9 protein-coding genes are annotated in these 13,660 nt (G+C 36.3%); 6 read left to right on the forward strand and 3 right to left on the reverse strand.

The features are described from left to right. The first annotated feature begins 9 nt into the window (after nucleotides 1–9). Nucleotides 10–378 carry a hypothetical protein gene (locus tag AVL50_RS17785; RefSeq protein ID WP_062617838.1) on the forward strand — a complete coding sequence of 123 codons (369 nt, stop codon included), beginning with the start codon at nucleotides 10–12 and terminating at the stop codon, nucleotides 376–378. Nucleotides 379–423: 45 nt separating this feature from the next. Here the strand turns inward: AVL50_RS17785 and AVL50_RS33045 are convergent, their stop codons facing one another. Next, the gene (locus AVL50_RS33045; RefSeq protein ID WP_157491398.1) at nucleotides 424–561 is read right to left on the reverse strand and encodes a hypothetical protein; all 138 of its coding nucleotides are present in this window, start codon (nucleotides 559–561) and stop codon (nucleotides 424–426) included. Between the two features lie 441 nt (nucleotides 562–1,002). Between AVL50_RS33045 and AVL50_RS17790 the strand changes: the two genes are divergently transcribed. From AVL50_RS17790 to AVL50_RS17810, 5 genes are all read left to right on the forward strand, one after another. Continuing rightward, complete coding sequence (locus AVL50_RS17790; RefSeq protein WP_062617839.1) at nucleotides 1,003–1,362, forward strand: hypothetical protein; 360 nt, start codon at nucleotides 1,003–1,005, stop codon at nucleotides 1,360–1,362. A gap of 175 nt (nucleotides 1,363–1,537) precedes the next feature. After that, entirely contained in the window at nucleotides 1,538–4,066 is a 2,529-nt protein-coding gene (locus AVL50_RS17795) for a glycoside hydrolase family 2 TIM barrel-domain containing protein (RefSeq protein WP_062617840.1), read from the forward strand. A gap of 13 nt (nucleotides 4,067–4,079) precedes the next feature. Next, nucleotides 4,080–5,531, forward strand: coding sequence for a glycoside hydrolase family 28 protein (locus AVL50_RS17800; RefSeq protein WP_082795897.1), 1,452 nt, complete (start codon nucleotides 4,080–4,082; stop codon nucleotides 5,529–5,531). Next, on the forward strand, nucleotides 5,515–7,062 hold the full coding sequence (locus AVL50_RS17805) for a sulfatase-like hydrolase/transferase (protein WP_062617841.1): 1,548 nt from the start codon (nucleotides 5,515–5,517) through the stop codon (nucleotides 7,060–7,062). Before AVL50_RS17800 ends, AVL50_RS17805 begins: the two co-directional genes overlap by 17 nt. Nucleotides 7,063–7,070: 8 nt before the next feature. Next, entirely contained in the window at nucleotides 7,071–9,278 is a 2,208-nt protein-coding gene (locus AVL50_RS17810; protein WP_062617868.1) for a glycoside hydrolase family 3 C-terminal domain-containing protein, read from the forward strand. Nucleotides 9,279–9,771: 493 nt separating this feature from the next. Here the strand turns inward: AVL50_RS17810 and AVL50_RS17815 are convergent, their stop codons facing one another. After that, nucleotides 9,772–11,682, reverse strand: coding sequence for a sulfatase (locus AVL50_RS17815; protein ID WP_082795899.1), 1,911 nt, complete (start codon nucleotides 11,680–11,682; stop codon nucleotides 9,772–9,774). A 293-nt stretch (nucleotides 11,683–11,975) separates the two neighbouring features. Beyond that, complete coding sequence (locus AVL50_RS17820; RefSeq protein WP_062617870.1) at nucleotides 11,976–13,520, reverse strand: arylsulfatase; 1,545 nt, start codon at nucleotides 13,518–13,520, stop codon at nucleotides 11,976–11,978. Nucleotides 13,521–13,660: the final 140 nt, after the last annotated feature.

Here is a 13,660-nt window from a genome sequence, read left to right on the forward strand (position 1 = left end):
TTGTAAATTATGAAAAAGATTATTGCGGTAACAGTATTTTTAATGATGTCTATTGTATCCTTCGCACAGGATATTCCAGTACCTGGTAAATGGGCAAAAAAGAATACAGAACAGTTCGTGGAGTTTGCTTCTAAAGAGTGGAAATTGAATGAGGAACAAAAAAGTGTAGTATATGATTATCGCTTGGACTTCATTGCTAAACGTGCTTATATCAATAAACAAAAAAAGGAAGGTACTTTAAGCCAGGAAGAAGCAAAAGCGCAGGTACAAGCAGCTCAGAAAGAAGTATCACAAGGTGTTTCAAAGTATTTGAACATCAAGGTAAAAGAATATTACCGTGTCAATAAAGCATTCAATGAAAGCAAAAGCGGTAAATAATTTTGAGTAAGTACATTGTAAACTAATTGTTCAAATATTTATGGTTTAGAAATCAGGAGATTTCTGATGATATGTAGGGCACGAATGACGCTTACGCTTAACATTCGCGCCAGTGGGCTTTCTACCATTATTGTCTGGTAGTATTCCCCCTGGCATTGAAGGGAAAAGCGTTAAGAATTTCATGAATTAAGCTGTTTAAAAATGATTTTCTTGTTTGAGCAAAGCGAGTTTAAAATCATTTAGGCGAGTGGAATGAAATTTAGCTTTTGACTTCACAGCCTAGATTTTTTGCTTCGTTTTTCATCAATGGAAAAATGAAGAAGAAGGAAGGTTGAAAGTAGAACTTTCAAAGCTTGTAGAAATGCTGAGTGAAAGTTGATGATAATTTAGTTTACAATGTAGTAAGTGCTAAGCCTAAAATAATTGATGTCTTAGCACTTGGTAGCGAAGCCTGTTATGCATTGACTATGTGAAGAGAATTATTGTTTATATATAAATGAATTCGCAGGTAGTAATGAATCAGTATTCTTTTACATCTGATTTGTATATCGGGTTTCGCCTCTACTTTTCAAAATACCAAATTGACAAATTATTAATCTCATTGACATTAAATTCAACTACATCATGAAAAAGATCATTATCCTAACTTCATTATTATTGATTTCAGTTATCTCTTTTGGCCAATCTGTTCCTGCACCAGGAGAATGGGTACAAAAAAGTGCTCAAGATTATATTGATTTTGCCGGCAAAGAATGGAATTTATCCCAAATTCAAAAGGATCATATTTACGATTACTATCTTAATTTTCTCGCCCACAGATCGTATTATTTCAAAAGAAAAAAAGAAGGGGCTTTGACTGCTGAAGAAACGTCATTATTGCTAAGGTCAATACAAGAGGAAACCACTCAGAAGATCACAAAATACTTAGGAATTGACTGGAGAGAATATTATAGAGTCAACCGAGAATATATGAAAAAAGGCTAATTATTAAAGTGACTGAAATGTTGATTGTGTGTTTCATTTTTTAAAATTCAAGGGGTTTAAAAAAAATGATTAATGGGGGGCAAATTTATAATCTTTCGATTTGGCATAATTTAAACAGAAGAACATATGGATCTGTCATTTCTTTGTCTTAAACTAGACATTAAGAACTACTGAAATGAAAGGATTAATTGTACTCCTATTGGGGATTTGGCTTATGTCATGCTCCCAACAGCAAACAAACTTACAAAGAGAAATAGACTTCAATTTTGATTGGAAATTTACTTTAGTTAAAGACACATTACCACCTACTCAGGTGCCTTTGGTTGATCAAGATTGGAGAGCTATCAGATTACCTCATGACTGGAGTGTGGAAGCTTCTTTCGACTCTACTTTAGAAGGATGTGTGGGCTATTTGCCCGGCGGTGTTGGCATTTACCAAAAGCATTTTAAAACACCTGTTGACTTAAAAGATAATAATGTATTTATCCTATTTGATGGCGTTTATAACAATGCCACTTTTTGGATCAATGGAAGAAAACTAGGTTTCAATCCTTATGGTTATTCACCCCTTTATTTTGACCTTTCGTCTTACCTTCATCAAGATGATAAAGACAATGTGATTACTGTACATGTAGATCATTCTCGTTTTGCGGACAGCAGATGGTATGCGGGAAGTGGTATTTATAGAAATGTAAAATTAGTAACGGTTGATAAATTACATATTCCTATTTGGGGTACTTTTATCACAACGCCAGAAGTAACAAAAGAACAATCAAAAGTTCACCTTCAGGTTGAATTAGAGAATCATTATGCTACAGAGCAAAAGGTAGAAGTGGTTACAAGCATTTTGGATGAGAATGGAAAATCCATTGTTCAAACATCTTCTCATTCAACCCTAAAATCAAATCAAAAAAATAAAATAGAACAAGACCTTACAGTAAAATCACCAAAACTGTGGTCGCCTGATACTCCCGTACTTTATAATGCATTGACGCAATTGAAAGTGGAAGGAAAAGTAGTGGATGAATACAGTACTCCTTTCGGTATAAGGTCAATTGAGTTTAAAGTCAATGAAGGCTTCTATTTAAATGGAGAAAATACTTTAGTAAAAGGTGTGTGTTTACATCATGACGCTGGATTGGTAGGAACAGCAGTTCCTCTGGGCGTTTGGGAACGTAGATTAAGACTATTAAAAGAAGGAGGAGTAAATGCGATTCGTACTTCTCATAATCCATTCTCAAAAGAATTTTTGGACCTTTGTGACAGAATGGGTTTCCTAGTTCAAAATGAACTATTTGATGAGTTTGATTACCCTAAAGACAAGCGTCAAAACTTCCATGACCGCCACTCAGATTATGCTACTAGAGGTTATGATGAGTACTTTCAGAAGTGGGCAAAAAGCGATTTGCAAAGAACCATGAGAAGAGATCGTAATCATCCATCTGTGTTTCAATGGAGTATTGGTAATGAGATTGAGTGGACGTATTTGCATTACAGGTACATTACTGGTTTTTACACGGACCCTGAAAATCCGAACAAGAACAAAGGTTTCTTTGGAAAACCACCAATGTTTACACCTGAAGAATTAAAAGTGCGTTATGACAATTGGGAAAAAGGGGATTATATCTTAGCAAAAACAGCCCAAAAACTAAATGATTGGGCGAAGGAAATGGATGATACTCGTCCAACAACAGCGAACTTGATTATTCCACAGGTGAGCCATGTGAGTGGATATGCTGATGCTGTGGATATTCCAGGTTATAGTTATAGAAACGTAATTTTCCCTTGGGCCAAAAAGTATTTTCCAGACACACAGGTCACTACCAATGAGTGTCCTGGTACTTGGGACGATTGGAAGCAGGTTTTAGAGTACCCTGGCGTGTTTAGTATTTTTATGTGGACGGGTATTGATTATATCGGTGAAAGAAATGACCGTTGGCCAGAGAAAAGTGCTTGGGGCGATATGCTTGATTTAGCAGGTTTTAAAGTGACAGGTTGGAATTACTTTAAGAGTATTTGGAAAGATGAACCACATATTTCTATTGGAACTATACCATTGAAAAAATCAGGCTTTAAAGCACACGAAATGTCTGGATTACCAGTAGCAAAAAAGAAGAATGCATACAAATGGAGGAACAGTAACTGGCACTGGAATTACAAAAAAGGAGAACAGGTTTTGGTTGAGGTGACTTCCAATTATTCTACCGTTGAACTCTTATTGAATGGAAAGTCATTGGGTTATAGAAGTATGTCTGATAGTCCCGGTCGAATCATGCGATGGGTAGTTCCATTTGAGGAAGGTGAATTGGTAGCAAGAGCCAAATTTGGCAAAGAAGAAACGGTAACTACATTAAAAACAGCTGGCAAACCTGTCAAAACAACTATTACAGCAGATAAAAAACAACTGAAAGCAGATGCTTATGATGTATCTCATATTGTTTTTCAGTTAGAAGATAAAGACGGATATCCTGTCAAAACGGAAAATGTAAAAGTCACTTTTGAGGTAGAAGGTAACGCAAAACTTCTGGGTGTGGACAATGGTGCTTGGACTAATATTCAAGACTTCAAATCCAATACACTGACCACTTCTAAAGGTAGAGCTTTGACGATCATTCAATCTACCAAAGAAGCAGGTGACATTAATATTACAGCCAAAGTGGACGGTTATCCTGATCAAACAATAATGCTAAAATCATCAAAATAAATTGTAATAAGGTATGAAATTAAATGTCCTCTTTTTGATCACTTACTTACTATCTCTTTCACTTTATGCTCAAGAAAAAGTGCTGAAAGTCACAGACTATGGCGCCAAGGGTGATGGAGAAACACTGAACACTGCTTATTTCCAAAAGGCCATAGATGCTTGTGAAAAAGAGGGAGGTGGTATTGTGAAAGTAGAAAAAGGAGTGTTTCGAATAGGGACAATTTTTCTAAAAGATAATGTAAAACTGTGGGTAGCAGAAGGAGCGGAAATCATTGGGAGTGAGAACCCAATGGACTACAAAAGTATCGCTCCTTTTGTGGACGCCACAGGACAACCAAGAGGAAAGTGTTTGATTGGTGCCGAAAAAGCGAAAGGAATAGCGATTTACGGTAAAGGTGTGATTGATGGCCGAGGTAAGAATTTCTTGTATGAAAATATGAAAGATATTTTGGAGCAATTAGGTATTGCAAAAGAGAAGAGAAAACCATTGATAGCAGACCGCCCTTTCTTGATACGATTGGTAGGGTGTGAAGATATTAAACTCCATCAAATTACATTAAGACAGTCTTCAGCGTGGACCCTGCATTTCTTCCAATGTAAAAATGCACAAGTAGAAGATATCAAAATTTACAGTCATGCTCACCGTAATAATGATGGCATTGACATCGATTCAAGTACAGATATTTCTATTAAAGACTCTAATATTGATGCAGGTGATGACGCCGTTTGTATCAAAGCAACAAGTCCACTGCCTACTCAAAACGTTGATGTTGACAATTGTGTCTTGAAGAGTGATTGGGGAGCAATTAAATTCGGAACGGAGTCAATGGGTGATTTTAAAGATATTCATATTCGGAATTGTACTATTAATGAAACTTTAGGGGGAGGAATTAAAATCTTGACGGTTGATGGTGCAAACATCGAAAATGTGGTCATTGAAAACATAAAAATGTATGGTGTAGATATGCCAATTTTTGTCCGTTTAGGAGAACGCTTAAGAACCTATAGAAATGCTCCACAAGAAGAAGTGGGAAGCATAAAAAATGTGTTATTAAAGAATATTTATGCTGAAGTTTTACCTCAAGAAAAAACAAGGGTAGAAGTACCAAGTGGGATATTGATTACAGGAACAGACGATCATATGATTGAGGATCTTCAATTAGAAAAGATTGAAATTAAGATTCAAAGCGAAGGAGAGAAAGCACAAAGAGAAAATGTAGTGCCTACTTTAGAAAAGAAGTATCCTGAATATATCCCGTTTGGAGTTTTACCTGCTTACGGAATGTACGCGAGAAATATCAAAAAAATTTCCATCAAAAACCTTCACTTTTATCAAAATGGAAAGGATCACCGCTATCCAATATTATTTGATAATGTGGTTTCAAATTCTTCTAAAAACCTGAAAGTTAACGATGAAAAGGTAACTATTCACTTTACAGATACTGACAATGAAAAAGATTTGTAAGATAGTAATACTGCTTGCTTTATGGGCCGGTAAGGCTGCAGGGCAACAGCCCAATGTGGTGTTAATTTATACAGATGATCATCGCTATAGTGGTATACATGCTTTGGGAGGACAAGCTGTTGAGACTCCAAATATGGACAAGTTATCAGAGGAAGGGGTAGTCTTTGATAATGCCTATCTGATGGGATCTTTTGCAGGAGCAACATGTATTCCAAGCCGTGCAATGCTGTTGTCTGGACGCCCGCTTTTTCAGTTGAAGAGACAGGGACATCTTATTCCAAAAGAGCATACCACCATTTCGGAGGCTTTCCATAGTGCAGGTTATCGGACACATATTGTTGGAAAGTGGCATCAAGACAAAGCTTCAGTTTCAAGAGCTTTTGACTCAGGTGGACAAGTGATGGGCTTGGGTGCTTATTTGGTAGATCACTATAGAATGCCACTATGGAAATGGAATGATCAAGGGAAGTACCCCAAAAGTGAAGCATATTTAATTTCCTATGACAAAAAAAATAATAGAGTCAAGGAAGCTTTTGTAGCAACTGAACGTGTAAGAGGGCCGATAGGAACGGAAGAAAATGGACCTCATACTTCTGAAATTTTTGCAGAAGATGCGATTGATTTTATAGAAAATTATAAAGAGCAAAACCCTTTCTTCATGTACTTGGCGTTTCATGCTCCCCATGACCCAAGACAAGCTCCAAAGCGATTTAAAAAGAAATACCCTGAGGAGAAAATTCAGCTTCCTCCTTCGTATATGTCTCAGCATCCTTTTGACAATGGACATATGTACTTGAGAGATGAAGCATTGGCGGTTTGGCCAAGAACGGAAGCCGTTTCTCAAAAAGAGTTATCGGATTATTATGCCATTATTACCCATTTGGATGAGCAAATTGGGAAGGTGATTGCATCACTCAAAGCGAGTGGGAAGTATGAAAATACAATTATTGTGTTAGCGGGAGATAGTGGCTTGGCAGTAGGAAATCATGGACTCATGGGTAAGCAGAATGTATATGATGAAGACGGTCTGCATATTCCATTGATCATTGGAGGAGGTGCCATCAAAACACCACAAAGGAAAGATGCTTTATGTTATACACATGATATTTATCCCACTATTTGTGATTTGGCAAAAGTGAAAATTCCTTCTTCTGTAATAGGGAAGAGCTTACTTCCAGTTATCAATAATCAGAAAGATCAAATCAGAGATTATACATATCATGCCTACCGTCAATTTCAAAGAGCCTATAGAAAAGGAGATTACAAATTGATTGAATATGTTAGGGCAGCTGATTTCACAAAAAAAGAGGGAGATCAGGTGAGAGGATCGCGTGTAACACAACTTTTCAATTATAAAAAAGACCCTTGGGAAACACAGGATTTATCCTTTTTTCCAGAGTATCAAGAAATACTAAAAGAAATGCAGTCTGAGATCAAAGAGATTGCTAAAAAAGAAGATGATTATAAAGAAAAAGTCGGTTATGGTTTTGATTTTTGGGACTATTATAACCCGACATTAATTGTTAAATAATGAATGAAATGAAGACTAAGTTTACAACAATATTATTATTACTATCCTTTGTAGGAGCACTTCACGGGCAGGAAGTGAACTTCTCTTATTTCGATGAGTCTTTACCTTTAGAGGAAAGATCAGAAATACTTGTAAGTCAAATGACATTGGAAGAAAAAATAGAGCAATTGGTCAACAGTGCTCCAGCAATTCCAAGGTTGAATGTACCTGCTTATGATTGGTGGAATGAAGCATTGCATGGTATTGCAAGAAACGGGAAGGCCACTATTTTTCCTCAAGGCATTGGAATGGCGGCAACTTTTGACACCACTTTGGTTTTTCAAATGGCTGATGCAATTTCAACAGAGGCGAGAGCAAAGTTCAAAATCTCCCAAGCTATGGGCAACACAAGTAAATATGCAGGACTTACCTTTTGGACTCCTAACGTCAACATCTTTAGAGATCCACGTTGGGGAAGGGGGCAGGAGACTTACGGAGAAGATCCTTATTTAACATCAAGAATTGGATTGTCATTTGTAAAAGGTTTACAAGGCACTGATGACAAGATGTTGAAAACAGCGGCTTGTGCCAAACACTTTGCGGTGCACTCAGGTCCAGAAAGTGAAAGACATACTTTTGATGCTCAACCTACTAAGAAAGATTTATATGAGACGTATTTACCTGCATTTGAAGCGTTAGTGGTAGAAGGAAAAGTGGAAGGCGTTATGGGTGCTTACAATGCAGTCTATGGTGTTCCATCTTGTGCAAGTACATTTTTATTAGATGACCTATTAAGAAAAGAATGGGGTTTTGATGGTTATATCACTTCAGATTGTGGTGCAATTAATGGTATGTTCTATAAAATGAAATACGTAAAAAGTGCCCCTGAAGCAGCCGCAACAGGATTAAACGAAGGTGTAAATCTGAATTGCGGACGTACTTATCTGAAATTGATGAAAGCTGTAGAACAAGGTTTAATCACTGAAGAAACTATTCATCAACGTACAGTTCAACTGTTCAAAACAAGGTTTAGATTGGGCATGTTCAATAAAGACAATTCCCACCCGTATTATAATGTGGAGAAAGAACATATTCACTCTCCAGAACATGTTGCTTTAGCAAGAAAAGCCGCTCAAAAATCAATTGTTTTATTAAAGAACAAAGACAATATTTTACCACTTCCTAAAGACATTAAAGTGCCTTATGTTACAGGTCCTTTTGCCAATTCAGCTGATATGTTGATGGGTAGTTATTATGGAATCAGTCCGAATTTGGTAACTATTTTAGAAGGCATTGCGGATAAAGTGTCTTTGGGAACGTCGTTGAATTACAGAAGTGGAGCATTGCCATTCCAGAAAAATCTTAATCCTAAAAACTGGGCTCCAAATGTGGCGGCAGAATCGGATGTTACAATCTGTGTGGTTGGAATTACAGCAGATATGGAAGGGGAAGAAGTGGATGCTATTGCTTCTGAAAATATTGGGGATAGAAAAGACCTTAAATTACCTGAAAATCAACTTAATTATGTCAAAGAAATTATTGAGCGTAAGAAAGGTCCATTGGTTTTAGTAGTAGCAAGTGGTAGCCCTGTTTCATTGGAAGGAATTGAAGAACACTGTGATGCTATTTTACACATTTGGTACCCTGGTGAACAAGGAGGAAATGCTGTTGCTGATATTTTGTTCGGAGATATCTCACCTTCAGGGAAATTACCAATCACATTCCCGAAAAGTATTGCCCAACTTCCATCTTATGATGATTATTCAATGAAAGGAAGAACGTATAAATTCATGAAAGAAGAACCTTTATTCCCCTTCGGATTTGGTTTAACATATACTGATTTTACGTTTGAGAATTTAGAATTATCGTCGTCTACTTTAAAACAAAAAGACAAATTGCAACTCTCTTTTACAGTAAGTAATACAGGAAAAGTAGATAGTGAAGACGTTGTTCAGCTTTATATTTCTCCTAAGACACAAGAAGAATTGACGCCTCAGTATATTCTTCAAGGTTTTCAGCGTATTGCCTTAAAGGCAGGAGAAACAAAGGAATATTCTTTTGAATTGACTTCGGATGATTTCAAACTTTTCAATGAAAATGGAGAGAAAGAATGGCTGAGAGGAGAATACGATATTAGTGTATCAAATGCTTTGCCATCTGAAAGAAGTGTGGAACTTGGAGCTTCAAAACCATTAGTGAAAACTGTAAAATTGGTGGGAAGAAAGTCAAGTAAATAATAGAACTAAAATAGCTATATTGTGTAGGAGCTTCAATTGCTTTTGAAGCTCCTATTTTGTTATCAATAAGATTAATGACTCTGTAAACTAAATTATCGTCAACTTTCACTCAACATTTCTACAAGCTTTGAAGGCTCTACTTTCAAGCATCCTTCTTCTTCATTTTTCCATTGATGAAAAACGAAGCAAAAAATCTAGGCTTAGAAGTCAAAAGCTAAATTTCACTCCACTCGCCTCAATGATTTTAAACTCGCTTTGCTCAAACAAGAAAATCATTTTTAACGGCTCAATACATGAAATTCTTAACGCTTTTCCCTTCAATGCCAGGGGGGTACTACCAAACTATAACGGAAGAAAGCTCAATGGCACGAATGTTAAGCTTTCGTGTCCTTCAGATCATCAGAAATCTCCTGATTTCTAAACACTATAAATAACGCAAACTTCGTTTACATTGTGCCATAACATGTTTGGAAAATATATTCAAAACAAGCTTTTAAGTTTTATTTTTATAGTTATTCTCCACAACGCCCAAACTTCCTAAAAAGTCCAATGAAGCAACTTTTACATTGTACTCCCTTTTTAATTCATATACTTTCTGCATAGTAGAAATAAACGGTTTTTTTTGCTCATCATTGAAGTAATTGATTAGGTTGATGGCAAGTAAAGCGTCCTGCATATTTTCACTCAAACAGAAGTTTTCCAATTTTACTTTTGCATCTTGATCACCATAAAGGTCATATGCAATTATTGAAGCAATAATTGCAGCAGGTGAATACTGATCTTGCATAGCTTGAAGAATACTCTCTTTATATGAAAGTACATTTTTTTTGGGCTGACTTCTAATACCTAATAACGCCCAGTACCTTTCAATTGCATTCTCACTATTTAAAAACTGCAATTGTATTTTGAGTGCTTCATTAGTTGTTTCGCCAGAAAGGAATGCAATATCAAAAATATTGTCAATGGGGCAGTTTTCATTGTTCAAACGGAATTCATACGGCGTACCTGTTTCGGAAATCTTATAGAGTTCATATTCAGGTAAAAACATCACATCTCTTCTTTCTAATAAATCAGCTTTTAAGTGTTTTTTCATTTTTTCTTTGATTTTATGAAAAGCAGGATCATCAGCAAGATTATTCGTTTCCCATTGATCATTTTGAATGTCGAAAAGGTATTCTTTAGGTCTCGGCTCAAAGATACTTTTTTGAAGTGAATCTAATTGATTGTTTTTTAAGTCCGTCCGCATTTGATTGACGATATCTGAAATTTCCATATAACGGATATAGCGTTGTTGAGGAATAAACGGCATAAAGTTTCTGGAATAAATATACCTTCCGTCGGTCACTGTTCTAACTAAGTCAATACCGTTGTCAGATCGGTCAGATGATAAAGTAATGAGCTCCTTTTTCTTGGATCTGTTGTCTCCCATTAGGATTCTTCCTTTGAGGTGTTTCGGTAATTTCCCTCCCGCTAAATCAATAAGTGTAGGGGCTAGGTCTTCAAAATTGATGAGTTCATCTGTTACACCTCCATTTGTTTTCCAAGGTGAGAGGTGCTTATATTTTTCGGGAAACCAAACAACAAAAGGAACACGATACCCATAGTCTATACCATTGGTTTTTCCTCTTGGCATTCCTTCACCATGGTCAGCAAAAAAGAAAATGATTGTTTCCTCTTTCAAGCCTTCTTTATCGAGTCTTTCAAGAAGGTGACCAATTTTCTTATCCGTCATTGAAATGGAATTGTATACGCGGGCAAACTGTTTACGCATTTCAGGAGTGTCCTTGTAAATTGGAGGCATATTAAATGCATTTTCATCTATCTTTTCCTCCTTGTTCAGTTTGTTATATATCTTTTCCATGTACCAAGAATAGGGATTAGTCATGGTACGGGATTGGTGGGAATCTTCGAAATTAAAGACAGCAAAGAAAGGTTGATCCTTCTTTCTATTCCACCAGCCTGCTTTTTTAGAACTTTCATTCCAGGCATCTTTAATAAATGCTTTTCCATTTCTAAGGTTATAATCCGTCTTTGCATTGTTAGTGACATAGTATCCTGCTTTTTTCATGTAATAAGGGAAACCATGAATCTGAGAGGGAATAGGGTACGAACTTCGGTGATTACCAGTGCCCATTTCAAAAGTACGAACTCCTGTAATCAATGTACTTCTACTAGGTGAACAAACGGTGCCTGTGGAAAATGCATTTGTGAATCGAACACCTTCTTCCGCTAATTGATCAATATGAGGAGTATGTGCGTTTTCATTGCCGTAACACCCAATAAATTGTGGAGAAGTGTCTTCAATGGTTATCCAAAGTATGTTTGGTTTTGAAGTGGTTGGAGTGGAAGTTTTACACCCATAAAAGAAGGCGCTTACCAAAAGGAGTTTAAAGATATATTTCATCTCATTGTTTGTTGTTGAATAGTAACTTGCTTTTTATCCTAGAATGTGAGATGCTTTAAAACATCATTAAGCTCTAGAAAATTATAATTGCTATTATAGCAATAAAAATAATTCAATCTAAAACAATAACCAAATCAATGCATTAAAAAGTCATTCGGGTTGCATCATCTTTACAATCACTTTGGCTTATTGCATAAAAAATAAATGGCTCCATAGTAAATTACTAGGAGCCAAGTTGTTTGTTAAGTGTAGTTGCTAATTAAATTCTAAACTAAATATAAGTAGTCTGATTCTTATTTGGTTTGATGCTTTTTGTCTTCACCTCTGATGGTTTTGAATTCGTCATATAACGCTTCTACAAGCTGAGGATTTTCCTGTGCTATATTTTTACGTTGTGAAGGATCTTCTTTGAGATTGTAAAGAGCCATTTCTTTACTGTTCCCCAATTCTATATTTACTTTTTTATTGATTTTACCCCCTTTGTAGGGAGGGATCAAAACATAGTTTCCTTTTCTGAAAGCCGTTCTAGAAGTCGCCTCAATGACTAAATTTTGACGTCCTTCTTTGGATTTTCCGACTAAGGCATCCAATACATTTTCAGAGTCAGTTGCCATTTCATCACTTCCTACTAAAGAGGCTAAAGAAGCAAATAAATCAAGCTGACAAACTAGAGCATCAGATGCCAGAGGATGAATTTGACCTTTCCAGTAAGTGATAAAAGGAACGTGAGTACCGGCTTCAAAAAGTGAATATTTTCCTCCTCTTAAACCGCCAGCTGGATCATGATCACCAAGAAGTTCCACTGCATCATCATAGTATCCGTCGTTAAGTACCGGACCATTGTCAGAAGAAAGAATGATCAAAGTATTTTCTTCAATACCTGCTTCTTGAATCGACTTGATCAGTTCACCAATACACCAATCCGCTTCTACAATCACATCACCTCTAGGTCCTTTTCCAGATTTACCTACAAATCTTGGATGAGGAGTTCTTGGCACATGTGGTTGTTGCATAGTATACGCCAAGAAGAAAGGTTGTTTTTTGGAAGAATTTATTTTGATATAGTCTTTAACCTTATCCAAAAAATGATCTGCCATTTCTACATCATTCCAAAGGGCCGATTGACCACCTTTCATATAACCAATTCTTGGAATACCGTTAATAATGGTGTTATTATGCTCATGATGCCATTTCATAGTGGTCAACTCAGGATTTTTCTTTCCTGTAGGTTGTCCTTCAAAATTCTTTTTATAATTGACTTCAATAGGGTCATTAGGATCAAGGCCTACTACATTTCCATTCTCAATGTAAACTGTAGGCACACGGTCTTGAGTTGCCGCCATAATGTAAGATTGATCAAACCCAACTTCATTAGGACCAGGAGAAATATGCTTGTTCCAATTCTTTTCACCTTGTCCAAGTCCAAGGTGCCATTTTCCAATGATTGCAGTTTGATATCCTTCTTTTCTCAACATTTTTGGAAGAGTGATTTGTGCTGTATCAATGAGTAATGGATCTGTTCCAGAAAGAATATGTGCTCCTTTTTTCTTCCAAGGGTATTGCCCTGTCATCAGTGCATATCTTGAGGGAGTACAAGTAGCTGAAGAAGCGTAGGCATTCGTAAAGTTGACACCATTTTGAGCAAGGAAATCAATATTTGGAGTGGTAAATCCTTTAGCTCCATTGACGCTTATGTCACCATAACCTAAATCATCAAGGTAAACTAAAATAATATTAGGTTTGAGATGGGTTTTATCTTCTGACTTTGAAGTTTGTTTATTGCCCCCACATCCGAACAATAGGAATGAGAGTGTAAAAAAGATATATATATTTTTCATCATTAAAATTAATTTGCTGTAAACTAAGTGATATACTGTTTTAGTCTCCTTTTAGATCATACCATCTAGTTCTTAATTTTGAATTGAATCAAAAGCAAGGATAATAGAAGTCATAAAAGGTAGAGGTTAAAGCAAGCACA

This window comes from Flammeovirga sp. SJP92 (assembly GCF_001583495.1).
Lineage (GTDB): Bacteria > Bacteroidota > Bacteroidia > Cytophagales > Flammeovirgaceae > Flammeovirga.

Coding starts and splice junctions, on each gene's coding strand:
- AVL50_RS17805 (WP_062617841.1), top strand. CDS start 5,515: ATGAAAAAGATTTGTAAGATAGTAATACTGCTTGCTTTATGGGCCGGT.
- AVL50_RS17815 (WP_082795899.1), bottom strand. CDS start 11,682: ATGAAATATATCTTTAAACTCCTTTTGGTAAGCGCCTTCTTTTATGGG.
- AVL50_RS17810 (WP_062617868.1), top strand. CDS start 7,071: ATGAAGACTAAGTTTACAACAATATTATTATTACTATCCTTTGTAGGA.
- AVL50_RS17800 (WP_082795897.1), top strand. CDS start 4,080: ATGAAATTAAATGTCCTCTTTTTGATCACTTACTTACTATCTCTTTCA.
- AVL50_RS17790 (WP_062617839.1), top strand. CDS start 1,003: ATGAAAAAGATCATTATCCTAACTTCATTATTATTGATTTCAGTTATC.
- AVL50_RS17795 (WP_062617840.1), top strand. CDS start 1,538: ATGAAAGGATTAATTGTACTCCTATTGGGGATTTGGCTTATGTCATGC.
- AVL50_RS33045 (WP_157491398.1), bottom strand. CDS start 561: ATGAAATTCTTAACGCTTTTCCCTTCAATGCCAGGGGGAATACTACCA.
- AVL50_RS17820 (WP_062617870.1), bottom strand. CDS start 13,520: ATGAAAAATATATATATCTTTTTTACACTCTCATTCCTATTGTTCGGA.
- AVL50_RS17785 (WP_062617838.1), top strand. CDS start 10: ATGAAAAAGATTATTGCGGTAACAGTATTTTTAATGATGTCTATTGTA.